The following is a 23,510-nucleotide window of genomic DNA, read 5'->3' as shown; positions in this document are numbered from 1 at the left end:
TTGGAGGTAATGTCGTGCAAGTTGTTTTGATGTGTGGCGCTCTTGCCCCGCCAATAACGGCATTTACCATGTCGGGCGGTCGGGGTAGGGGTGTCGGTTCGTTTGCACCGCTCTTGCAAAGTCTCCCAAGACCGCTGTGCAAAGGCATACGCGACGCCACCAACCGCTGAGGACGAGGGTACTCATGTCACGCCGCTATTTCGGGACCGACGGAATTCGTGGGCTCGCCAATTCGCATCCGATGACCTCGGAAGTGGCGCTCAAGGTCGGGATGGCAGCCGGCAAGGTGTTTCAGTCTGGCACACACCGCCATCGCGTGGTGATCGGAAAGGATACGCGCCTTTCCGGTTACATGCTCGAAGCCGCACTCATGTCCGGCTTTACCTCGGTGGGAATGGATGTCTTCCTCCTCGGCCCGATGCCGACACCGGCCGTCGCCATGCTGACCCGGTCGCTGCGTGCCGATCTTGGGGTGATGCTGTCGGCTTCCCACAATCCTTCCAACGACAACGGCATCAAGCTTTTCGATCCTGACGGTTACAAGCTGTCTGATGAGATGGAGCGCCAGATCGAGGATCTCATCGATGGCGACACCAAATCCCTTCTGGCGCCGGCCGAGCGCATCGGGCGCGCCACGCGAGTCGAAAGCGCGCAAGAGCGCTATATCGAGTTCGCCAAGCGGACGTTGCCAAAGAATTTGCGGCTTGACGGCCTGCGGATCGTGATCGATTGCGCGAACGGCGCCTCCTACAAGGTTGCCCCCGAAGCGCTTTGGGAACTGGGCGCGGAAGTCATCAAGATCGGGGTGGAACCCAACGGTCTCAACATCAATCTCAAGTGCGGCTCGACCTCTCCCGATGCCCTTGTGGCGAAGGTCAAGGAAGTGCGCGCCGACATCGGCATTGCGCTCGATGGCGATGCCGATCGCGTCGTGATAGTCAACGAGAAGGGCCATATCGTCGATGGCGATCAGCTGATGGCGGTCATCGCGGAGAGCTGGCATTTGCGCGGCAAGCTCGCGGCCGGGGGCATAGTGGCGACGGTGATGAGTAACCTCGGCCTGGAACGCTATCTCAAAGGCAAAGGTCTTACCTTAGCCCGTACGCCGGTCGGCGACCGCTACGTGACGGAGCACATGCGCAAGCACGGCTTCAATGTCGGCGGCGAGCAGTCCGGCCACATCGTATTGTCGGATTTTACTACGACGGGCGATGGCCTCGTTTCGGCTCTGCAAGTGTTGGCCTGCGTCGTATCGACGGGAAAGCCCGTCTCGGAAGTCTGTCATCGGTTCGACCCACTGCCGCAGATTCTTCAGAACGTGCGCTATGCCAACGGCCGTCCGCTCGAGGACAGCCGCGTGGTCAAGGCTATCGAAAGCGCAAAGCAGAAACTCGGCGATCACGGTCGTCTGGTGATTCGGCCGTCGGGTACAGAACCTGTCATCCGCGTTATGGCGGAAGGCGACGACGAAGGCGTCGTGACCACAGTCGTCGGTGACATCGTTGATGCGGTTCGTTCCGTCGCTGCGGCCTGAGATCCCACCAAAGCGTACATTGCAACATCAAAGCGCGGGCGCCGCTTAGCATTCCAGGCGCGCGTACGCGCTTGCGTTAACGCCTGTTTAACGAACGGCGGCGATGCGTGTCGCAAAACGGAACGCAATTAAACCTACTTTAAAGATTGTTCGCGATAGTCGGCGCTGATGATGCGTAACACAGCTCCGCCAAGACGTGTATTTGCGTTGGCGAGGCGACTATCGAAAGGAAGTTCCCCATGGCATTTACGCGCACCCTGTCGCTTGGCGCAGCCATTCTGTTCAGCACGGTCTTCGGCGCAAACGCGGCCGACCTTTATGGTGGCATGAAGGATCCACAATACGTGGCGCCTATGGTTTCTGCCGGTCCCTCCGTCTATCTCCGCGCCGATGGCTCATTGGCCTTCCACACCATCGACGATATTTCCATCGTCGATCAGGGGCTGGTCAATCCTCCCTCAGCGATCTCTGGTGGCAACAGCGACATTGACAATGGATGGGGCGTCGGCGGCGGCGTCGGCATGTACTTCGGCCGCGGATTTCGCGGCGACCTGACGCTTGAATATCGCACGTCCGCAGACGTTTCCGGAACCGCGGAAGCAACGTGCTGTACGCTTGGAACCTCCACCGACGTCGACGGCGTCGTTGGCCTTGCCAACCTCTATTACGATTTCAACCGCGGTGGTCGCTTCATGCCGTATCTCGGCGCGGGCATCGGCTTTGCGCATCTTTCGACGGGCAGCGGCACGCTCGGCTGCGTGTCGGCCTGCGGCGCCAACTTCGGCGATGCGACCTACGGCGGCTCCAGCACCACGAACTTTGCAGTCGCCGCCATGGCTGGCCTGACCGTGAAGCTGCGCGGCGGCCAGCCTGTCTACATGGGCGGTGTGAAGGATGAGCCCGTCATGGTCGATAGCGGCCGCGGCCTTTATCTCGATATCGGTTACCGCTTCCTCCATCTCGGCGATGTCGAGACCGGGAATGCGCTGCAGACCAATGGTAACGCGCTCAATGTCGGCTGGGACGACATGAACGCCCACGAGTTCCGTTTCGGCCTTCGTTACGATTTGCGCTGAAGCAGAGATGAGTTTTGGGGGCGGAGCGATCTGCCTCCAGTGAGACGAGAAGACGGCAGCTGAGGGTGGCAAACAACGCCAGTCCGGCTGCCGGCACCAGGGGCGGAAGGGGTTCAAGTCCTGAAAGCCTTTCGTGTTCGATCCCTCATTTGTTCCTGTACGCGTAGCGCGCCCTTGTAACGGGCGTCTCGGGGAGCGTCGTTCAGGAAGGCCCTGCCTGCTGTTGTTGCGAAGTTGAGCATGGGGAGCGTCGAGAAGCGCCAAGAGCTTCTGCGAGCTGAAGACGAGGGACTGTAAGAAAATGAATGTTCGCAAAGCGCGCTTTACGATGGGCTTGATGGCCGGTCTGGCGTTGGTCGGCTCGACGCCGGCAACGGCGGCCGACTGGTATAGCGGTGGCATCAAGGATTACGGTGGCGCTGGCGGTGTGCCGGTTCCCGCACCTGCACCAATTCCGGTGAGCAGTGCTGAATGGTACATCGGCGTCGCAGCCGGCGGCGTTCTGGTGGATGATTCGACCATCGACGAGATCGGCACCTCGATGCCGGTACGCGACAACCTCAACAAGACGATGTACGGCGGCATCAGTGGCGGTACCTACCTGACGCCCAACATCCGCGCCGAGGTGTCGTTCGACTTCTATGACGACTTCAAGGTCGCTGGTCCCTCCGAAGAGCACTATATGGATGCGCAGGCCATCGACGATACGACGATAGTCGGCCACTACGCTGTTACGCGCTTCGACAAAGTGAAGGTCGGACGCACCACCGCGATGTTCAACATGTTCTACGACATTCCGACCGGGTGGAGTCTGCGCCCGTACATCGGCGGTGGCGTTGGTGTGACGTGGCGCTCGATGACGCGCACCTCGCGCGAACACGCAGATTGCTTGTATTCGTCCGACGCTTCTGACCCGACGTTCGACGGAACGGCATGTGCAGGCATTAATTCCAGCCTACAGTCGTACGAATTGTCCGAAACGAAGTACGAAACCGATCGCTTCGACATTGCGCTCGCTGCCATGGCCGGCTTCTCTTACCAGATCACGCCGGACATCATCTGGGACAACGGCTATCAGATGCTGTGGGAGAGCAACGCCATTCAAATCACGGCGCCGACCCATGCCGGAGCGACCAGCACCGTCACTTACGGCGACACTATTCAGCATCAGTTCCGTACAGGCTTGCGCTTCAACATCGATTAAAGCAGCGCGGACGACATAGGTTTGTGAAGGAGCGTAACGAGGGGCGAACCGAAAGGTGCGCCCCTCGTCTTACTATTTGAGATCTTACCCCAACTTTTCCGCCATTTATCGACCCTGGCTTGACGTGGTGCGGACGGCGTCCTAGACCCCGGCGCAAACGCGCCTCAAGATCGGCGGCACGATTTAATTTCAATGTCCAGGAACACCATGACCCGTAACGCAAAGCCTTCTGCAAGGCCCGTCAATCCGCGCTTTTCGTCCGGCCCGTGCGCCAAAAGGCCCGGTTGGACGCCGCAGGCGCTGTCGGGTGCGTTGATCGGACGTTCTCATCGTTCGCGCGAAGGCAAGGCCAAGCTCGCGGATGTGATTGCGCGCACGCGCGAGATTCTGCAATTGCCCGAGGGTTATCAGGCCGCAATCGTTCCTGCCTCGGACACCGGCGCATTCGAGATGGCGATGTGGAATATGTTGGGCGCACGCGGCACCGACGTCTTCGCCTGGGAGATCTTTGGACGTATCTGGCTCAAGGACGCGCTCGACATCCTCAAGCTTGGCGATTTGCGCGTGTTCGATGCCGACTGGGGGCTGTTGCCCGACCTGTCGCAAGCCGATCCCGCGCGCGACGTAATCTTCACCTGGAACGGCACGACGACGGGCGTGCGTGTGAAGGATGCATCCTGGATCAGCGACAAGCGCGAAGGTCTGACCTTCTGCGATGGTACGTCCGCCGTTTTTGCGCAAAGGATCGACTTCGCCAAGATCGATGTGCTCACGTATTCGTGGCAGAAGGTACTGGGCGGTGAGGCTGCGCACGGCATGATCATTCTGTCGCCGCGCGCGTTTGAACGGTTGGAGAGCTACACGCCTGCTTGGCCCATCCCAAAGATCATGCGGCTCAAGGACAAGGGCAAGATCCTTCGCGACGTGTTCGACGGCATCACCATCAACACGCCCTCCATGCTGTGCGTGGAGGATTACGCCGACGCTCTGAGTTGGGCGGAGAGTTTGGGTGGCCTTGACGGCCTCATCGCCCGCGCAGACCGCAATGCGGCCGTCATCTACGATTGGGCTGCGACGACGAACTGGCTCGTACCTTTGGCGCAGGATCCACAGACGCGCTCCAATACGTCGGTCTGTCTGCGGTTCGTTGATCCCGATGTTGCCAAAGGGGGCGAGGAAGCGTGCGATCGTTTCGTTTCCCAGCTGACGAAGCTGCTGGAAGCTGAGGGCGCTGGGTTCGACTTCGCGGCCTACAGGGGTGTTCCGCATGGTCTGCGCATTTGGACGGGTGCAACCGTCGAGACGGCCGATCTTGAATGTCTGACGGCATGGCTGGAATGGGCTCATTGCGAGGTCAAGGCTGGATATTCCTGATGAATCGCAAGAAATAAGCCGACCTTGGTTAATCGCGGGCGCGCTGCGGCAAAGAGCTTTTTTCCGACAACGAGCCGCGTCATACTACCCAAGCTTTATACAGGCTAAGCGGTCTCATATAGGTAACTGGTAATCGCGCGCCGGCGCGCGTTTGGATGAAATAACTCATGTACAGAATTGCGTGTCTTGTTTTTCTCGTGGCGTTTTCCGCGACGGCAAATGCCGCCGATCTGACCGCGACGTCAAAGATCGATTCCGTGACGGTGTTCCTGTCGGGCGCTGAAGTTTCGCGGCTGACCAAAGTGAAGCTCGACAAAGGCGACCACACCATCACGATTATCGATATACCTGCCTCTGCTGTTACCGGCTCCATACGTGTCGAAGGCAACGCCACGGGCAAGCTCGATATTTCGTCGGTCGATACGCGTCGTACTTTTCTAAGCCGCCAGGATTCCGAGGCCGCAGATCAGGAGCGCAAGAAGATTGAAGACCAGATCGAAGCGCTGCGGGATCAGAAAGCGACTGCAGATGCGCAGATTGCTGCCGCGGAAACGCAAAAGTCTCTGATCACTAATCTTGCGCAGCTTCCGATGCGTCCTGCGCCTCCCGGTTCCGGTGGCGCCGGGGAGGATTGGTCGCGCGTACTCGGGCTCATTGCGCAAGGTTCGAGCGATGCGGCGCGCGCGATGATCGAAGCACAGGCAAAGACGCGCGATCTGGAACGCCAGATCGAGGATCTGGAGAAGAAGCTGTCGCAATTGGCACCCGCCAAGTCCGAGCAGACAGAAGTGAAGATCCATGTTGCCGCCTCCTCCCCGTTGGAAGCGGATCTGATCATTCGCTATCAAGTTGGGAACGCCTCCTGGACACCGCTCTATGACGCGCGCCTCAATACCGGATCCAAGACAGAGCCGGCCACGCTGGAACTGGCGCGCCGTGCCGCAATCTCGCAGCGTTCGGGCGAGGACTGGCAGGATGCGCAGATCGAGTTGTCGACCGCTCGTCCGTCAGGCGGAGCGTCCGCACCCGAGCTTCAGACGGTCACGGTGGATTTCGAGCCGGAAGTTCGCCCGGTGCCCACCGCAAAGGTGAAGCGGTCGATGGCGCGCGATAGCGAGGCAGATGGCATGGCACTAGACATGCCAGCGGAGATTGTCGCCGCACCGCCTCCGCCTGCCGCCGAGCCTATCGAAGAGATGAAGAGCGTAATGACGGTTGCGCCCTTCGAGGCAACATTTGCGGTACCCGGACGCGTCAGCATTGCAGGCACGGGTGAAGCCAAGCGCGTAGTCCTCACGACGGAGTCGACCGAGCCACAGCTTTTCTGCCGCACTGTGCCCAAGACCGATCCCAAAGCCTATCTCTACGCGAAGATGTCGTTTGCCAAGGGCACGCCGCTGCTCCCGGGAGACGTCTATCTCTTTCGTGACGGAACGTTTGTGGGAACCGGCACTGTTCCGCTGTTGAACCCCGGAGAAAGTCATGACCTGGGCTTTGGCATCGACGATCAGGTGAAGGTGCGCCACGCCATCATCGAGGAAAAGCGCGGAGAGACAGGGCTGATATCTTCATCCCACACGGATGTACGCAATTACCGCGTAACCGTGAAGAACATGCACGAGCGGCCCATTCAGCTCGAGATGATCGACCAGGTTCCGGTTGCGTTGAACCAGGAAATCAAAGTCGACTTCCTCGGCCGCAACCAGCCGACCAAAACCGATTTCGACGACAAGCGCGGCGTGATGTCGTTTGAAGCCAAGCTAGAGCCCGATGAGGAAAAGGTTTTTGAATACGGCTATCGGATCACCTGGCCAGGTGCCAAGGCGATTTACTACTCCGGTCAGTGACCGGCCTCGGCGGTGCGCAGGAACCGCCCAATCGGTCTTAAAGAGCCCTTGGTGCTGAAATTTTCAGTGCTTCGGGCGTCAAAGCAGCGCAATGCGCCGTGTGCCCCCTTGAAATGGGCCCTTTGGACTTGCCGGCCGGGTCAGTTCGATATAACCGGGCCTCAAGAATTTGGACGCTAGGCAAAGCGTCTTTGAGCTGCAACACAAAGTGAGGCCCTGGTCACGCGCCGGGGCCTTGCGCGCGTCAAGCGCGGCTTGGAACGTGACAAGGATCGAGCATGGCCAACGTCGTAGTCATCGGCGCCCAGTGGGGCGATGAAGGCAAGGGCAAGATTGTCGATTGGCTCTCCGAGCGCGCCGACGTGGTGGTGCGTTTCCAGGGTGGGCACAACGCGGGTCATACCCTGGTCATTGGCGAGAACGTCTACAAGCTATCGCTTTTACCGTCGGGCGTGGTGCGTCCCGGCAAGCTTGCCGTTATCGGCAATGGTGTCGTCGTTGATCCATGGGCGCTGGTCGCTGAGATCGAGCGGCTGCAGAAGCAGGGCGTTCACATCTCGCGCGACAACCTGCGTCTGGCCGAAAATGCGACACTGATCCTGCCTCTGCATCGCGAGCTCGACCAGATCCGTGAAGACGCGGCCGGTACGGGCAAGATCGGCACGACTGGCCGCGGCATCGGCCCAGCCTATGAGGATAAGGTTGGCCGCCGCGCGATCCGCGTGCAAGACCTGCGCAATCTGGGAACGCTCGCTCCCAAGGTCGAGCGCATTCTGGTGCATCACAACGCGCTGCGTCGCGGCCTGGGGCAGCCTGAGATTGCCCAGGACAAATTGATGGCGGAGCTGAAAGAGGTTGCGCCGAAGGTTCTCCCCTACATGGACGTCACGTGGGAACTGCTCGACACGGTGCATCGCCAGGGCAAGCGCATCCTCTTCGAGGGGGCCCAAGGCGCGCTGCTCGACATCGACCATGGTACTTATCCGTTCGTGACTTCGTCCAACACCGTTGCGGCGCAGGCTGCTACGGGATCGGGAGTCGGCCCTCGCGCGGTGGGCTACGTGCTTGGGATTGCCAAGGCCTATACCACGCGCGTCGGTTCTGGTCCTTTCCCTACCGAACTTAACGATGACATTGGTGAGAAGATCGGCCAACGGGGGCATGAGTTTGGAACCGTGACCGGACGCAAACGCCGCTGCGGCTGGTTCGACGCCGTGCTCGTGCGCCAAGTCGCCAAGGTCTCGGGTATCGACGGTATTGCGCTGACCAAGCTCGACGTGCTTGACGGCTTCGAGACGATCCGGATTTGCGTTGGCTACAAGCTCGATGGGGAACGGCTGAGCCGCTTGCCTGCGGGCTTCAACGCTCAGCAACGCATCGAGCCGATCTGGGAAGACTTCGAGGGTTGGTCGCAATCGACGCAAGGCGCGCGTAGCTGGGCCGATTTGCCCGCCCAAGCAGTGAAGTACGTGCGCCGTGTAGAAGAACTGATCGAGTGCCCGGTGACGCTGCTCTCTACCAGCCCGGAGCGCGAGGACACGATCCTCATGAAGGATCCGTTCCTGGGCTGACCCCTCGAACCCACGCTCCGCCGCACGTTTTCCACACACTCACCCCACTGCGGCCATGGCCTGGCGCTATGAAGGCCGTGGTAGCGTGAGTGTGCGAGGCTTTTTGAGTGCGATGCGGCGCGGTGATATCGAGTGGTGTCTTCCCGGCTTGTTGTTTTTTGCGCAAGTTATCTTGAGCGCACCGGTTCTGGCGGGGCTTCCGCGCGGCGTTGTGCTGATCGCCGATGAGCAGATAGCGGATGAGAAAACCGGCGACATAATTGCGCGCGGACATGCGGAAATCATTTCCGATACGTATCGCATTCGCGGTGATGCGGATGCGATCGAGATCCGCCCGGCCATCAACGAAATCCTTTTTAAGGGCAGCGCGCAGCTGACAGCAGGAAAGCGCCGCTATTCGTCGGAAACGCTTTCGTGCACGCTAGATTTCTCGCGCTGTGTATCGGTCGAAGCCGATCAGCCTTTGCCTGCCTCGGCACTGGGACGTGCCGATATGACGCCGCGATAGGTGGGCAGCGCGCCGTCCTGAAGTTCCAGTGCCAGCACGCGCGTCGGATTGACCGGACCGGGTAAAGTGATCTGCTCGTATGGCACTGTGCGAAAGCCGAAGCGGCCATAGTAGAGCTCGTCTCCGACCAGAATGACGAGACGAACGCCATGAGCCTTCATGTCGTCCAGCGCCTCGCTGATGAGGCGGCGGCCGTATCCCTGACCGGCGAATTCGGGATCGACGGCGACCGGGCCGAGCAGGACCGCTCCGTCCGTTTCACCGATCACTACGGGGGTCAGGCGCAAGGCCGCGATCACGCGCGTCCCTATCTCGGCCAGCCGACAGAACGGCGACCACATACCCTTGCCTTCGCGCACACGATAGGCGGAGCGCGCATAGCGCCCGGGCCCGAACACGAGCGCATGAAGCGCCGAGATGGCGGGAAGGTCTTCGGGCCGTGCGTTTCGCGTGGATGCAATTGGCAGCATGTGTCGAATTTCTGTGGAGCTGATCGCGGGGAAGGGGAGGGGCTGAATTTCATCGCTGATCGCGGCAACGGATGCCGACGGCCAGACGCGCTTCTACCACACCTCGCTCAAAGCACGAGACTGGTCGATCTCCGCCAGGCGTCGCGGAACGGCCTTGTCGACGTCGTGCGGCAATCCGTCCAAGTCGAAGAAGGTCAGCGCGTGGGCGGCTGGAGCCGCGCCGTCGTACATCTTCACCATGTTTGGCTCCCTGGAACGCCGCCAGGAGGGCACGAGGAAAAGTGCGCGTTGATCGAAATCGGCACCCTCGGGCCTGGCATATATGGCAACCAGCCGAGGATCGCCCAGTATTTCGATCCCCGCGATTCGTTCGAGAATTCGGGCCAGGGCCTCAGCCGACGTTTCTCCCGTCTCGACGATGCCACCGGGCATCTGCCATGAACCATCGCTGGAACTGCGAACCAAACCGATCTTGCCCTGTGCATCGCGCACGCAGGCGCGCACGTCGAGGCTCAAGCTGCGCGACAGACGCCAGTAGCTCTGAAAGAATTTCCTGATCAGGCTCTTGTGGGGCAACGTCGGACTCCCTAAGCCATGGCGGACGGCCCCGCCACAGACACGGACTTGTGGCCTGTTTCTGCCGTGCTTGGCAAGCGGACCATGTTAGCATGGTCGGGTAAGTTCTCCCTTCCGACAGCATCCGATATGAAGACGCCGTTCACGCTCGCGCATTTTTCTGACATTCATCTCTCGCCCATCGCTGGGTTCGGGCTTCGTCATTGGAATGCAAAACGCACGCTCGGCTTCCTCAACTGGCAACGCGGCCGCAAGCGTGTTCATGAGCGCGAGATCGCCGATCGGTTGTTGATGGACGCCATCGCGCTGCGTGCCGACCACATCGCCATCACAGGCGATTTGATTAACCTGGGGCTGCCGTCGGAATACGAGGCCGCGCGGAGCTGGCTCGATGCGTTGGGCTCGCCCGAGGACGTGACGGTCGTTCCCGGCAATCACGACGTCTACACCCGTCTTGCCGGTCATATCGGCGTCGCGCGCTGGGCCGCGTATATGGGCTGCGAGGAGGGATCGCTCGCGTTTCCGTTTGTACGTCGCATCGGTCCGCTTGCGCTCATCGGGTTGAACTCGGCCATCGAGACGCCGCCGTTCGTCGCTTCGGGGAGGCTTGGCGCGCATCAGATCGAAGTGGCGGGCGAAATGCTGGAAAGGCTTGCCGACGAAGACGTCATCCGCGTGGTACTGATCCATCATCCTCCGTTGCCCGGATTGGCTAGTGCGCGCCGCGCGTTGGCCGACGCTGCTCAATTCGCCCGGGTTTTGGAGCGCGCCGGTGCAGAGCTGGTACTTTACGGGCATAATCACCGCGAGCGCCTGAACTGGCATGTCGATGCCGCAACCCGTACCGGCAGTGCGCCTATTCCGGTCATCGGCGTGCCTTCCGCGTCCGCCGCCCGCGCGCATAAGGACGAGCCTTTGGCGCGCTACAACATCTTCACGTTTTTCCCTGGCGAAGACGGATTGCGTATCCGCTATACGATACGCGGGCTGGAGACGCCCAACGGTGAAATTGTCAAATTGGCGGAGAGCATCCTGGAGATGCCGACGTGAAACATGACGAGATAACGCCGCCGGGCGATAGATGGTGGCTGGCCGTCGTGGCTGCGGCTTCGATTGCTGCAATCGCCATGGGGCTGCGGCAGGTGATGGGGCTTTACCTGAAGCCGATCTCGATGGATCTGGGGTTAGGGCGGCAGGTCTTTTCTCTGGCGATCGCCATAGCAAATTTGGTGTGGGGCATTGCAGCGCCCTTCGTCGGTGCTGCATCTGATCGCTACGGTGCTTGGCTCGTTGCTGTTATGGGCGGCGTGACGACGGCAATAGGTCTCTACCTCACATATGCGGCGCACAGCGAGACGATGCTTTTGGTGGCGGGAGTGTTTCTCGGGCTTGGCGTAGCAGGCGCAGGCGTCAACGCGATGGTCGGAGCGGCCGCGCGCGCCGCGCCGGTGGAGCTGAGAACCCAGGCCATCGCGATGCTCGGCATGGGTAGCGGCGTCGGCATCTTGATCGCGCTGCCTTATGCGCATGTGCTGATTGAGGAGCTCGGATGGAAATCGAGCCTGATCGTTCTGCTTTTCACCGCGCTGACAATTCTTCCTCTCGCCTACCTGATCTCCGGGCAGCCCCATAGGCACGTCACAGGCGCAGCCTCCCAATCGCTGAGGGAGGCGCTAAAGCAAGCGTTCCGGTTGCCAAGCTATTGGCTACTCAATGCCGGCTTCTTTGTGTGCGGATTTCACGTCGCGTTCTTTAGCACCCATTTGCCTGCATACGTCGCCGATCAGGGGCTGGCTCCAGGCGTTGCCGTCACGGCACTGACAGTTGTGGGTTTGGGAAATCTTGCAGGCACATGGGCCGCAGGTCAGTCCGCGCGCTTCATCCCGAAGCGGGTAGGGCTGAGTCTCATCTATCTTGGCCGTGCCATCGTGTTCCTGGGATTTCTATTTCTGCCGATCACACCCCAGAGTGTGATTATTTTGAGCTTTGCGCTGGGGCTGTTATGGCTGTCGACCATTCCATTGACGAGCGGGTTGGTTGGCACGTTCTTCGGCGCCCAGTGGATGACAATGCTTTACGGCATCGTGTTCTTCTTCCATCAGATCGGGTCGTTTCTTGGAGCCTGGTCCGCAGGATTCCTATTCGACGTCACAAAATCCTATGACATCATGTGGTGGATCTCTCTGGGGCTTGCCGTGTTTGCGGCTCTGATACACCTTCCGATTCAGGAAGAGAGCGCACCGCGGCACAACCCTCAACCAGCGGAATAATTGCCAATCGTTCTGGACCGGAAAATGGATCCCGATCACAAATCGATACTTCCACCTTCGGTGCGGCCATGGGTTATGGCGGCCGTCGGCGCCCTTGTGGTTGTGGCCGTTACGGGCATTGCTTGGCGCGGAAAAGCCATCCTGCTTGATCTTGCCGCTTTGTCTGACGCGATCTGGTGCTTCTAGCAATTTTCGCTGAACGTGCATTTATGGGTGCATACGCGCAACACTTCCGTTTTGCCGCGCTTGACGGGTTCGGCTCGATCTGTTCCTTATGCAGATGTGACGGTTCCGACCGAAGTGACATTCGGCCGGTGAAAATGGGAACACGGTGAGAGCCCGCAAGGGATCAAAACCGAGGCTGCCCCCGCAACTGTAAACGGCAAGTTTTCAGCCAAAAGCGCCACTGACAGGACCACGTATGGTCTAGTTCGGGAAGGCGGACTGGAAGCGTTCGAGCCGTGAGCCAGGAGACCTGCCGACACACGTCGCCCATCATCCGTGCGGGGCGCGCGGAAGAGCGGACACCCGTAGTGGCGACTGATGCAAGACCTAGTGGGAATCAGCATCTGACGTGTCGGGGAATAGCAAGTCTCGAAACTGCAAGATCGTAGTCGTTAGCCGGATTATCGGCACCAGTTTCGAAGTCGAAGTGAATACGTTCCCTAGCGTAAGAGGCGCATTCCACCGGTCGCCATATCGACGGGGGAACACATGACGACGAGAAGGACCGCCACCAAGATCAACTGTGCAGCGCTTGCGCTGGCAGGTGGCGTATTCACGCACGTATTGCCTGCAACTGTGCGGGCTCAGGATGCGAAATTGGCCGATGCTGAGCTGCCGCCTGTTGTGGTGGAGGGTGCAACGCTGGAAGCTGCGCCTGCGACCACACCGAAACCGAAGGCAAAACCTAAGCCGCAGGTGGTGAAATCGACAGACGGCCCACCGGCCGAGCCAGCAAAGAAAGCCGCAAATGCGCCGGGGGATGATACCGCTCCACCAGCAGACGACGTGGGCGAAGTCGCAGGCGACATTCCCGACGCGGCGTTCAACGGTTCCGACCAGACGACTGCAAATGGCGATGTTTCCGGCATACCCGCGTCCAAGCTGGGCACCGCCGTTTCGGTCGTTACGCGCGCGGAGCTCAAGGATCGTCAGGTGCGAACCGCGGCAGACGCTTTGCGCAGCTTGCCCGGCGTTTCGGTCAGTCAGCAAAGCGGCCGTCAAAATCTCACCGTCGTGCGTATTCGTGGCGCCGAAAGCAATCAAACGCTAGTTCTCATCGATGGCGTCGAAGTCAACGCGGGGAGCGACGGCTTTTTCGATTTTTCCAACCTCATGGTCGACGACATTGCGCAGATCGAGGTTTTGCGCGGACCCCAGAGCGGCCTCTATAGCTCAGGCGCGATCGGCGGCGTGATAAACATCATCACGCGCGGCGGCAAAGGCCCGCTTACCGTTCGCGCCCGCGTGGAAGGTGGTTCGTTCAACACTCGTGATGCGATGGTTGGCATTTCTGGCGGCACCGATCGCGCGCACGGCAGTCTTACGCTGTCGGGCCTCAGGACCAACGGGTTCGATATATCCGATGCGGGTACGGAGAAGGACGGTGGCGAATTTCGCACCTTGAGCTTCGCTGGCGGTTTGCTCGTTCTGCCCAATCTGAAAATCGATGCAACGGTGCGCACATCGCACCGCGACGGCGACCGGGACGGTAGCAACGATATCCGCGATGGCTTGTTTGTATCGTCCGAGGAACGTTCGACGTTCGCAAGCGATCTTTGGCTTGGCCGTTTGGATGCAACGCTCGATACCTTTGATCATGCCTGGACGCACAAGCTCTACGTGAACGGCGCGCAGACGGAGAACAGCGATCTCGATCTGGGCATCTACTCGCCGCCCGCGGGCCTTCTGTCGCGAAACATCTCGACCACTACGAAGTACGGCTACCTCTCGACCTTCAGGCTCGGGGAAGGCGGCCCGGTGCAGCACGCGATTACGGGAATGCTCGAACACACGCGAGAAGCGTTCGAGCAGCCGCTGATCGCCTCCGATGCCTTTGAGCGTGACCGCAATTCCGTCGCCGGTGAGATCAGAGGCGAATACTTCGACACGTTGTCTCTAACCGCCAATATCAGGCACGACAACAACGAAGGTTTTGAGGACGCAACGACGTGGCGCGTGACGGGATCGTTGCAGATCGCGACGCCGTTCCGTCTGCATTCCAGCGTTGGCACGGGTATCAAGTATCCGAGCTTTTCGGAACAGTTCGGCGTCTTTTACGGCTTCGTTGCCAATCCCGATCTTAAACCGGAGACTAGCCTTGGCTGGGACGTGGGCCTAGAGACGACTTTCCTCGCCGGCAAGGGCATCGTGGACGTGACCTATTTCAACGCCAATCTGGAGGATGAAATCGACTTCGACTTTGTGCCGCCCGCCAGCGCCTGCGGGAGCACGCCGTTCTGCTTCATTCCATTTAACCGGACCGGCCAAAGTACGCGCGAGGGCGTGGAGGTTTCCGCCAAGTTTCTCGTCATGGACGGCTTGACCCTCGGGGCCGCCTATACCTACCTCAATGCAAAGGAAAGCGACGGGCAGGAAGAAGTGCGCCGTCCGCCCCATTCCGGCCGCGCGGAGCTGAATTACGTGTTCGATGCCGGTAAGGGTAATTTCAATCTTGCCGCCATTTACAATGGCCAGATGCAGGATCTCGGCTTCAGCGCTATTACATTCTCCTCGCAACGCGTAGCGTTAGACAGCTATTGGCTTGTGTCGGCGGCAGCTTCCTATCAGATAGCTCCGAACATGGAACTATTCGGGCGTATCGAGAACCTGCTCAATCAGAACTATGAGGAGGTTTACGGCTTCAATACCGCCGGATTGGCTGCCTACGCGGGTATGCGGATCAAGTTCGAAGACCCCTCCACGTTGGAGTGGGCGCAATACAAGTAGGAGCGAACACGTTGCGCTGCGGTTTTGCATGTTTGGCATTAGCTGCCTTGATGGCACTCGTTGCCGTCAACGCTAAAGCCTTGGCCGAGGCGCCGCAGCGCATCGTTTCGCTAAACCTGTGCACCGATCAACTGCTCGTGGATCTGGTCGATCGCGAACGCATCGCGGCGGTAAGTTTCTTGGCTACCGACCGGACGTTGTCGGCCAATGCCTCCAAGCTCAGAGGTCTGAAACAGGTGAAGGGAACTGCCGAGGAGGTGCTGGCGCTCAAGCCGGATCTCGTCATCGCAGGCGAGTACACCACCGGACCCACCGTCGATCTTCTCAAGCGCTTGGGCGTCAATGTTCTGGTCGTGCCGCTGGCGGCCGACTTCGCAGGCATGAAGGAAACGCTGCGGACCATTGCGGCCGCTACGGGCGAACCGGCGCGCGGTGAAAAGCTCATAGAGGAGTTTGACAACAGGCTGTTGGAGGCGCGCTCTCTTGTGCCGGCGCGGCCGACGGCGATTGCCTATCAGGTGAATTCGCTTGCGTCTGGTTCGGGGACTTTGCTCGATGCGGCGTTGGAGGCCGCAGGATTTCGCAACATCGCGCGTGATATCAAGCTTGGTCCGGCTGGCCGGTTACCTTTGGAAGAACTCGTCGCCGCGCCACCGGATCTCATCGTTCTAGCGAATGCGCCAAACGATTTCAAAACAGTGCTGGCTGACAATCTGCGCCATCCTGCCTTTGCACAACTGCTGAATAAGCGTCCCCACGTGCATCTGCCGATGCCGTTGTGGATGTGCGCAACGCCACGCATCGCTGATGCTGTCGATTTGCTGGCCGCCATGAAGCGCTCCAGCGTTGCGATTAGCCACTCGTGGCCCGTTCTGAGCACGCGGACCACTCCATGATTTCGCGCGCAAGTTTGCTGGCGCTTGGGCTTGCTGTCGCCGGCTTCCTCGCATCGCTGTCGGTTGGACCAGAAGGCTTCGGGCTTCCCGGTACGGCCGATGCGGCCCGGCTGGTCTTTTTCGAGATACGTCTTCCGCGCGCCATCCTTGGCGCACTGGTCGGCGCTGCGCTTGGTTTGGCAGGCGCGGCGTTGCAGGGGTATCTGCGCAACCCGCTCGCAGAGCCCGGCTTGCTCGGTATTTCCGGCGGTGCGGCGCTCGGTGCTGTGACAGCGATCCACTCAGGGCTCGCTGGCGCCTTCGCGCTTGCCTTACCTCTCGGAGGCCTCGCGGGCGCCTCGGTTGCCGCCGTCGCCATCGTCGCTCTAGCAGGCATGAGCGGATCGACGACGTCGCTGATACTTGCTGGTGTTGCCGTCTCTGCTACCACGGCCGCCTTGACGACGCTTGCCCTCAACCTTTCGGCCAATCCGTTTGCCTCCGTTGAGATCATGGTCTGGCTGATGGGTTCGCTGACGGACCGATCGCTGATGCATGTTTGGCTGGCTGCGCCGCTTATCGCCGTTGGGCTCGCGATGCTGTTGACGACGGGGCGGGATCTGGAAGCTCTCAGTCTTGGCGAGGAGGCCGCGCAGAATCTTGGCGTCGATCCGAACGGACTGCGCTTCAAGATCATCGCGGGCTCTGCGCTTGCGGTCGGCGCTGCGACGGCGGTGGCGGGTTCCATCGGCTTCGTCGGTCTCGTCGTGCCCCATCTATTGCGCCCGCTGGTGGGCGAAAGTCCTGGCGGTCTGTTGTGGCCTAGCCTTTGGGGCGGGTCGGCCCTTGTATTGTTTGCGGACGTGGCGCTGCGCCTGTTTGCGCCCTACGGCGACTTGCGGCTCGGCGTGCTGACTGCGCTCATAGGTGCGCCATTCTTCCTGTGGCTCGTACTGCAGAAGCGTTCGGAGCTGGCCCCATGAGCTTGGTTTGCGAACACATCGATGTGCGCCTTGGCGAGCGCGTTGTGCTGACCGATTTGAACTTTGCCGTTGATCCCGGCGAGTTCGTCGCGATCATAGGTGCAAACGGCGCTGGGAAATCCACAGCACTGAAGTCCATGGCGAGACTGCTGACGCCCGAACGTGGCCGCATTCTTCTCGATGAGCATGAACTTTCGCATTACGACCGCCATTCGCTTGGACGGAAGTTGGCATACCTTCCACAGGACAGAACAGTGCACTGGGGTTTGAGCGGCGAGCGGGTGGTTGCGCTCGGCCGCTTGCCACATCAAAGCCTTGCGAGCGGTCTTGGCGATGCGGACAAAAGAGCCATCGCTGAGGCCATGGTGCGTATGGATGTTTCGCATCTCGCGCAGCGTTCTGTCGCGCGGCTTTCAGGTGGCGAACGCGCGCGCGTGTTGTTTGCGCGTGCGCTTGCACAAGAGGCAACTTACCTCATCGCCGACGAGCCAACAGCGGGGCTGGATCCTGCTCATGCATTGCTGCTTTTTGAAGAGCTGCAACGGCTTTCGCAGGAAGGCAAAGCTGTCGTGACAGCATTGCATGATCTCTCTCTCGCCGCACGATACGCAACGCGCGTTGCAATTTTCAAGGCCGGATGCTGCATTGCAGACGGGCCGCCCGCTCAAGTCTTGAGCAGTGAGAACCTTGCAAATGCGTTCGCGATTGACGCCATTGTGTCACATGTCGACGGCTTCCCGGTCTTTTTGCCGCGCTCTGCGCTGCGCAAACCGTTTGAGCTGACATAACTGCGCCCGACGCGCTATGCATGTTGTCTGGCATGACGCACACGTCATGGATGCGGACAATGCAGTGGGGCCACTTGCGCAAAAAACTGGAACTCAATCTCGCTCTGCAGGGTGGAGGCGCGCATGGCGCTTTCACTTGGGGCGTGCTTGATCGGCTGCTGGAGGACAAGTGCCTCGAGTTCGGTTGGATCAGCGCCACGAGCGCAGGCGCGGTGAATGCCGTCGCGCTTGCAAGCGGTTTGGCGACAGGAACCCGCCAAACTGCGCGTGAAAACCTTTTCAAGATCTGGCAAGCGGTTCACAAGGCCGGCGTGCCGGACCTGACACGACTGAATCCGTTCCTTTACGGACTGTCGCGCTCCAACTCTTTGGCGCAAGTTGCAACCTTGTGGTCTCCTTACGAGTTCAATCCGCTTGGTTTCGATCCACTACGGCGCATCCTCGCCGATCATATCGATTTCGACGCTCTGCGCGGCAACGGCGGTTGTGAGCTTCTGATCGCGGCGACCCATGTTCCAACCGGGCGCGCACGCCTCTTTCGCCGCAAAGAGCTGACCATCGAAGCAGTGCTGGCGTCGGCGTGCCTGCCGACCGTTCATCACGCTGTCGAGATCGATGGAGCGGCCTATTGGGACGGCGGGTTCTCTGCTAATCCAGATTTGGTGACGCTTGCCGTTGAAAGTCCGGTTGCGGACACATTGCTCGTCACGCTGTCGCCCCTTGTCATCGAAGAGCATCCAACAAGTGTGCGGGATATCTCCAACCATGCGACGCGCTTGACGTTCAACGCGCCGTTGTTGCGCGATGTAGAAATCATCAACGCGGTGCGTGAAACCGCAGGCACAATCCTTCCCAAGGGACGCCTTGCGCCAATCGCACGACATCGGTTTCATTTGATCGATGCAAGTCCAGTGACTGCAACGATGAGCCCGGAGACGACACTCAAACCGGAGTGGAGCACGATCACGTATCTCCACGGTGCGGGGCGCTCGGCGGCAGATGCATGGCTTTCGGAACATCGCTCCGCGATCGGCAAATACGAAAGTGTAGATCTCGCAAGGCATTTCTTTGGGCGTAGCTCTCCCACCGCGCCGCCCGTGCCGATACTGGGAAGGCGGGCTGCAGAACATGAAAGCCGCACCAAGACGCCGGTTAAGCGCACGGTATGAGCGGCCGGTCGGCTAGAAGGTCGTGGCGCTCGTAGATCGATGCTCTGTCAGGGAGAGACGAGGCGCGCGTAGCCTTGCGTAACGCTCTCTTTCAAGAGCCGCTGATAGTTCTCGTAGATTGGCTTGGCAGGCGTGATCTCGCCCACGCAATCCGCCGAGAAAGCTTCGCGCCGGGCGTAGACGATGGGTGTTGCCACGGGGAGGAACATCGCGCCCTGCTTGTTCAAGGTTGTGATGAGCCCGCGCATCTCTCCGGCACGATCCAACTGCGAGACCATGATCATCCGCATGGCGCCCTTGGTCAGCGATACCAAGTGGATGAACATCGATGAGGCCGGGATGTAGAGCCGGCCGCGGTGAGAGTAGGGCGCATCCGGCCGCTCGCATTCCTGAAACAGCAGGCTTGGCCAATCCGGATCCCACGAGATGTCGGTCCGGTACGCCACGATCGTGTCGGGTGTGGAAAAAGCACGGCGCAGCGTCAGATAGCTGCCGATGTAATGATCGACTGCGGCACGTGTATAGGCCCCCATGTAGGTCGGCGCGACCACGCCGCCATCGCCGCTTAGCTCCTTTGATGCGTGTGTGCCGTCATTTCCGTTGCCGCCATGCCAAGCGTCACGCACGGGCGGATATTCGAGACCTAGAACCATACAGACATCGAACAAGGTCTGATCGCGCACGGAACGTCCGCCGAGCAGGTTCTGTATCGTTTTTTCGTGACAGTCCGCTGCGTCGGCCAGCTCGGCCTGGGTGAGCTTCTTTTCCACCATGGCGGTCTTGATGCGATCAAGCGCATCCTCACGTCCCGAAAGCGGGCTGGCAGAAAGTTTTGAGGTCTTTTTCATGTCCCCGTGCTTCGCCTCGACTTGGCCTGTCTGAAATTACCGGCCGAGAGCGGTCTGCGGCAATGAGAAAGCGCGGATTCTGTACGATTAGTTAGTGTTCAACCTTCGCTTGAGCTCGTTTGACCCAAGCTTCGGGGTTGGCGCGTGAAAACCGTAGCAGTCTGAACGTGCTCCGGCATCGCCCTTGCGGCCTTTTCCCCGATACCCGTCTCAATGACGACATCGACCGGGCCACCGGTCATGATGAGGTGTTCCACGTCATCGCGGCGAACGAGGATCAACCGGCGGCGGCCGTCGATACTGGCGTATTCCATGACGCCGATACGCGGTTCAGCACGCGGTTTGAAGAGCAACTCTGCGGGGTTCGCACCAGTCATGTAAGCTCGAATGCCAACGACGATCGCAAGGCCAATGGCCGCAACTACGCACATGATGAAGATCCAGTAGATCAACTCGGCCATGTGATTTTTGCCCCTCTGGCTCGATCTCGATAGCGCCCATAGACCTCAGAGCGCGTGCGTAAATTCATTATCCCGGAGTTTTGATGCGAATCGCGCCAACGATCCCGATCCGGTTAAGGCCCGTTTCAGGTTCGAACGCGCCGCTAACTTGCGGGCAACATCTCTTAAAGCAAACAAACACTTGGAGGCCCGAGCTCAGCCTCAACGCACCGAAGTCGTACATTTCGGAGCATCGGGTTCATGGCATTTTAACTCTAATGATTGAAGTGTTGCAGGTATGAAAGCCGCCGCCCAATAGCGGCACGTCCCGTATGTTGCGTACGAGTAACTCACAGATGCCAGCAGTCGCCGAAGTCGCCCCAGTTGAGAATCAGCTAGTTTCCAGTGCCATGGGCAACCGCGAGGCGCTGAAAACAGAGGCGGCAGCCTTAGATCCGCTGACAGTGGCGGACGGGTTTGGCGGCTATCTCTCCACGATCTTCGTGTGCGCTGCGGCGGCCGCCGTGGTGTTCGGATTATTTGCGTCCGGCTCGGGTGAGCCGCTGCTGCTGACAATCCTCGCCGTTCTGGCCATGCTCGGCCTGTTCATGCTTTTCGCGCTGGCCGCTGGCCACATGCGGATCGGCGCGCGCCTGCCGGCCGGTGACGTGCTGAAGGCCGCCATGGATGCAAGCGACGAACCTGCAATAGTCGCTGGCACCTCAGGCAACGTGCTCTATTGGAATCCCGCCCATGAAGCGATGTTCGGCAAGTCTGAGAGCGGCCCGCTGGCGGCGCTCGAAGCTGTCTTCGGCGGTGACCCTGAAGCGTCGCAGGCATTCTTCCGGCTGAATCGTGCAGCTGAGCGCGGCGAGGTCCGGCGTGAAGAGATCCGGCTTAAGGCGACGCCTCTTGCGCCGCGCCGCCCGACGTGGCTGCGACTTTCGGTGCGCCCGTTCGCTTCGCCTGAGCGCGATGCGTTTGACGGCTCCAAGCGCACGGGGCTGGTGCTCTGGCAGATCGCAGACATCACCGATGAACGTAATCGCGAGGCGCAGAAGGTCGGTGGACTGGAATCGGCGCTCGCCGGCTTCGACAGCATGCCGCTGGGTTTCCTATCGGTTGCGAGCGATGGAACCGTTACCCACGTCAACGCGACGTTTGAGGGTTGGCTCGGGTTTACACGCGGCGAAGTACGTTCACGGTGTGCGACGCTTTCGGATCTTGCTGGCGAGGACGGCGCTCGGCTGCTGACTGACCTCGCACGGGAAACGGAAGCCGGTCGCCGCGCCATTGATCTAGACCTGGCGCGCGAAGACGGTCGCATCGTTCCTCTGACGCTTTATGCCGAGCCTGCTGGTGCCGGCTTCACGCTGACCGCGCTCAATCGCGCGCTGAGCGGTTTGGGCGAGCGTTTTGGATCTTCCGAAATCCGCCTTTCGCACTTCTTCCAGTCTGCACCCTTTGGTATTGCGACGCTCGATCGCGCCGGTCGCATTGCATCGGCTAACACGGCTTTCTGGCGTATGTTGCCTGAAGGTCGCTCCGCCAATGGCGCCCTTGCGGCTGACGTCATGGGGCAACATGCCGACCAAGACGAACGCACCCAGATCGTGGAAGGTCTGGCGGCGGTCCTGTCAGGACGCGGCAACGTTGCTCCTATCGACTTCAAGGGCGGTGAAAAGCCCGGTCAGGTGTCGGGTGCGGTCAAAGAGATGGTGCATCGCCGCGCGTATATGAGCCCGCTGGCAACCGGTAGCGGCGAGGAGGCGGCAGCTCTCTATCTCATCGACACCACGGAGCAGAAGGCCCTCGAACAGCGCGTCGTGCAGTCTCAAAAAATGGAGGCCGTCGGCAAGCTGGCGGGCGGCATCGCTCACGACTTCAATAACGTGTTGACCGCTATCATCGGCAATTCCGAACTTCTGTTGAAGCGCAACAAGCCGGGCGATCCCGCCTACAAAGACCTGATGAACATCCGCTCGGCCGCGTTGCGTGCCGCGGGGCTCGTCGCCAACCTGTTGGGCTTCTCGCGCAAGCAGACGCAGCAGGTCAGCGTTCTCAATCTAGGCGAGGTCATGACCGATCTCACCCCGATCCTGAAGACTTCCGTCGGCGAGAAGATCGAACTCAAACTACGCTCCGAGCGCGACCTCTGGTACGTCAAGGCCGATAAGACCCAGATCGACAACGTCATCATCAATCTATGCGTCAACGCTCGCGATGCGATGCCGAACGGCGGTAAGCTTGCCATCCGCACGCGCAACGTCTCCGAACGTGAGGCGCAGAAGATGGAGCACGTGGGCTTCACGCCTGGCGAATATGTGCTGATCGAGGTGGAAGACAGCGGAACCGGCATGAGCCCGGAAGTGATGGCAAAGATCTTCGAGCCGTTCTTCACGACCAAGGGCGTCGGCAAAGGCACCGGCCTGGGACTGGCCTCGGTCTATGGCATCGTCAAGCAGTCGGGCGGCTTCATCATGCCCGAAAGCGAGATCGGCAAGGGCACCACCTTCCGCATCTACCTGCCGCGCTACGAGCCGCGCGACAACGAGATGGACGTTCCCGCCCCCGCCAAACAGGCATCGCGTCTCGACGGCAAAGCGACCGACCTCACGGGAACCGGATGCGTGCTTCTGGTCGAGGACGAAGTTGACGTTCGCCAATTCGCGGTGCGCGCGCTGCGCCTGCAAGGCTACAAGGTGTTGGAGGCCTCCGATGGTCTTGAAGCGCTTGACGTCATGAAGGCAAACGAGGGCAAGGTGGACATCGTCGTTTCCGACGTCGTTATGCCGGAAATGGACGGGCCGACGCTGTTCAAGGAGTTGCGCAAGACCAACCCCTCGATGAAGGTGATTTTCGTGTCGGGTTATCCAAACGAAGCCTTCCGCGAGCAGCTTGGCTCCGATGACTTTGCGTTCCTGCCTAAGCCTTTTTCGCTGCCCCAGCTCGCGATGAAGGTGAAGGAAGAACTCGCAAAGTAAAATGGGCAAGCCAACGAGGCTGCCGACACGACGCCCGCCGC

General features: G+C 60.1%; 20 protein-coding genes and 1 riboswitch. Of the genes, 16 read left to right on the top strand and 4 right to left on the bottom strand.

Annotated features, from left to right (window positions below; translation table 11 throughout):
* The first annotated feature begins 184 nt into the window (after positions 1 to 184).
* The 7 genes from glmM to R3D51_09090 all read left to right on the top strand — a co-directional run bounded on the left by glmM (position 185) and on the right by R3D51_09090 (position 9,114).
* Complete coding sequence (gene glmM / locus R3D51_09120) at positions 185 to 1,534, top strand: phosphoglucosamine mutase (protein MEZ5899640.1); 1,350 nt, start codon at positions 185 to 187, stop codon at positions 1,532 to 1,534.
* Positions 1,535 to 1,773: 239 nt separating this feature from the next.
* Positions 1,774 to 2,610: an outer membrane beta-barrel protein gene (locus R3D51_09115; protein ID MEZ5899639.1), complete on the top strand. Its 837-nt coding sequence runs from the start codon at positions 1,774 to 1,776 to the stop codon at positions 2,608 to 2,610.
* 301 nt (positions 2,611 to 2,911) lie between these two features.
* The gene (locus R3D51_09110; GenBank protein MEZ5899638.1) at positions 2,912 to 3,814 is read left to right on the top strand and encodes an outer membrane beta-barrel protein; all 903 of its coding nucleotides are present in this window, start codon (positions 2,912 to 2,914) and stop codon (positions 3,812 to 3,814) included.
* Positions 3,815 to 4,021: 207 nt separating this feature from the next.
* Positions 4,022 to 5,188 carry a phosphoserine transaminase gene (locus R3D51_09105; protein MEZ5899637.1) on the top strand — a complete coding sequence of 389 codons (1,167 nt, stop codon included), beginning with the start codon at positions 4,022 to 4,024 and terminating at the stop codon, positions 5,186 to 5,188.
* 167 nt (positions 5,189 to 5,355) lie between these two features.
* The gene (locus R3D51_09100; protein MEZ5899636.1) at positions 5,356 to 7,035 is read left to right on the top strand and encodes a mucoidy inhibitor MuiA family protein; all 1,680 of its coding nucleotides are present in this window, start codon (positions 5,356 to 5,358) and stop codon (positions 7,033 to 7,035) included.
* A 278-nt stretch (positions 7,036 to 7,313) separates the two neighbouring features.
* A complete protein-coding gene (locus R3D51_09095; GenBank protein ID MEZ5899635.1) occupies positions 7,314 to 8,606 on the top strand; it encodes an adenylosuccinate synthase in 1,293 nt (430 codons plus the stop codon).
* Between the two features lie 112 nt (positions 8,607 to 8,718).
* A complete protein-coding gene (locus tag R3D51_09090; GenBank protein ID MEZ5899634.1) occupies positions 8,719 to 9,114 on the top strand; it encodes a hypothetical protein in 396 nt (131 codons plus the stop codon).
* On the opposite strand, the gene R3D51_09085 is transcribed toward R3D51_09090, so the two are convergent.
* Together R3D51_09085 and R3D51_09080 are read right to left on the bottom strand one after the other, a co-directional pair.
* On the bottom strand, positions 9,063 to 9,584 hold the full coding sequence (locus R3D51_09085) for an N-acetyltransferase (GenBank protein MEZ5899633.1): 522 nt from the start codon (positions 9,582 to 9,584) through the stop codon (positions 9,063 to 9,065). The two genes, R3D51_09090 and R3D51_09085, sit on opposite strands and share 52 nt — an antisense overlap.
* Before the next feature lie 93 nt (positions 9,585 to 9,677).
* Entirely contained in the window at positions 9,678 to 10,160 is a 483-nt protein-coding gene (locus R3D51_09080) for an NUDIX domain-containing protein (GenBank protein ID MEZ5899632.1), read from the bottom strand.
* Positions 10,161 to 10,178: 18 nt separating this feature from the next.
* Between R3D51_09080 and R3D51_09075 the strand changes: the two genes are divergently transcribed.
* From R3D51_09075 to R3D51_09040, 8 genes are all read left to right on the top strand, one after another.
* Positions 10,179 to 11,210, top strand: a complete 1,032-nt coding sequence (locus R3D51_09075) for a metallophosphoesterase (protein MEZ5899631.1) — start codon at positions 10,179 to 10,181, stop codon at positions 11,208 to 11,210.
* Positions 11,207 to 12,430 carry an MFS transporter gene (locus R3D51_09070; protein ID MEZ5899630.1) on the top strand — a complete coding sequence of 408 codons (1,224 nt, stop codon included), beginning with the start codon at positions 11,207 to 11,209 and terminating at the stop codon, positions 12,428 to 12,430. The genes R3D51_09075 and R3D51_09070 overlap by 4 nt, the downstream gene beginning before the upstream one ends.
* Before the next feature lie 24 nt (positions 12,431 to 12,454).
* Entirely contained in the window at positions 12,455 to 12,616 is a 162-nt protein-coding gene (locus R3D51_09065; GenBank protein ID MEZ5899629.1) for a hypothetical protein, read from the top strand.
* Between the two features lie 83 nt (positions 12,617 to 12,699).
* Positions 12,700 to 12,928: riboswitch (cobalamin riboswitch) on the top strand.
* Between the two features lie 216 nt (positions 12,929 to 13,144).
* Positions 13,145 to 15,382, top strand: a complete 2,238-nt coding sequence (locus tag R3D51_09060; protein MEZ5899628.1) for a TonB-dependent receptor — start codon at positions 13,145 to 13,147, stop codon at positions 15,380 to 15,382.
* A gap of 50 nt (positions 15,383 to 15,432) precedes the next feature.
* The gene (locus R3D51_09055) at positions 15,433 to 16,278 is read left to right on the top strand and encodes an ABC transporter substrate-binding protein (GenBank protein ID MEZ5899627.1); all 846 of its coding nucleotides are present in this window, start codon (positions 15,433 to 15,435) and stop codon (positions 16,276 to 16,278) included.
* Entirely contained in the window at positions 16,275 to 17,240 is a 966-nt protein-coding gene (locus tag R3D51_09050) for an iron ABC transporter permease (GenBank protein ID MEZ5899626.1), read from the top strand. Before R3D51_09055 ends, R3D51_09050 begins: the two co-directional genes overlap by 4 nt.
* Entirely contained in the window at positions 17,237 to 18,028 is a 792-nt protein-coding gene (locus R3D51_09045; protein MEZ5899625.1) for an ABC transporter ATP-binding protein, read from the top strand. The genes R3D51_09050 and R3D51_09045 overlap by 4 nt, the downstream gene beginning before the upstream one ends.
* A 59-nt stretch (positions 18,029 to 18,087) precedes the next feature.
* A complete protein-coding gene (locus R3D51_09040; protein MEZ5899624.1) occupies positions 18,088 to 19,197 on the top strand; it encodes a patatin-like phospholipase family protein in 1,110 nt (369 codons plus the stop codon).
* Between the two features lie 47 nt (positions 19,198 to 19,244).
* Here R3D51_09040 and R3D51_09035 read toward each other — a convergent pair whose 3' ends face one another.
* Both R3D51_09035 and R3D51_09030 read right to left on the bottom strand, forming a co-directional pair.
* Positions 19,245 to 20,045: a helix-turn-helix transcriptional regulator gene (locus tag R3D51_09035; GenBank protein MEZ5899623.1), complete on the bottom strand. Its 801-nt coding sequence runs from the start codon at positions 20,043 to 20,045 to the stop codon at positions 19,245 to 19,247.
* Positions 20,046 to 20,143: 98 nt separating this feature from the next.
* The gene (locus tag R3D51_09030) at positions 20,144 to 20,506 is read right to left on the bottom strand and encodes a hypothetical protein (GenBank protein MEZ5899622.1); all 363 of its coding nucleotides are present in this window, start codon (positions 20,504 to 20,506) and stop codon (positions 20,144 to 20,146) included.
* Between the two features lie 335 nt (positions 20,507 to 20,841).
* On the opposite strand from R3D51_09030, the gene R3D51_09025 reads away from it, so the two are divergent.
* Positions 20,842 to 23,469, top strand: coding sequence for a response regulator (locus R3D51_09025; protein ID MEZ5899621.1), 2,628 nt, complete (start codon positions 20,842 to 20,844; stop codon positions 23,467 to 23,469).
* Positions 23,470 to 23,510: the final 41 nt, after the last annotated feature.

The sequence above is a fragment of the Hyphomicrobiaceae bacterium genome (assembly GCA_041397645.1).
Taxonomy (GTDB): domain Bacteria; phylum Pseudomonadota; class Alphaproteobacteria; order Rhizobiales; family Hyphomicrobiaceae; genus Hyphomicrobium_B.
The sequence above is the reverse complement of the archived record's forward strand: the minus strand, read 5'-3'. Positions and strand labels throughout refer to the sequence as shown.